The sequence below is a fragment of the Rhodococcus sp. F64268 genome, assembly GCF_023015605.1.
Classification (GTDB): Bacteria; Actinomycetota; Actinomycetes; order Mycobacteriales; family Mycobacteriaceae; genus Rhodococcus.
Genome location: NZ_JALKAI010000059.1, coordinates 1 through 261, shown reverse-complemented (window position 1 = coordinate 261; position 261 = coordinate 1). Strand labels below are relative to the sequence as shown.

Annotated in this window: 1 rRNA gene; it reads left to right on the top strand. The window is 59.4% G+C overall.

Going from position 1 to position 261, the window contains the following annotated elements:
• Nucleotides 1–261 (top strand): 16S ribosomal RNA (locus MWU77_RS24550); the annotation flags it as partial.

Sequence of the window (261 nt, the reverse complement as noted above, 5' to 3'; positions counted from 1 at the left end):
GACACGGCCCAGACTCCTACGGGAGGCAGCAGTGGGGAATATTGCACAATGGGCGAAAGCCTGATGCAGCGACGCCGCGTGAGGGATGACGGCCTTCGGGTTGTAAACCTCTTTCACCAGGGACGAAGCGTAAGTGACGGTACCTGGAGAAGAAGCACCGGCCAACTACGTGCCAGCAGCCGCGGTAATACGTAGGGTGCGAGCGTTGTCCGGAATTACTGGGCGTAAAGAGCTCGTAGGCGGTTTGTCGCGTCGTCTGTG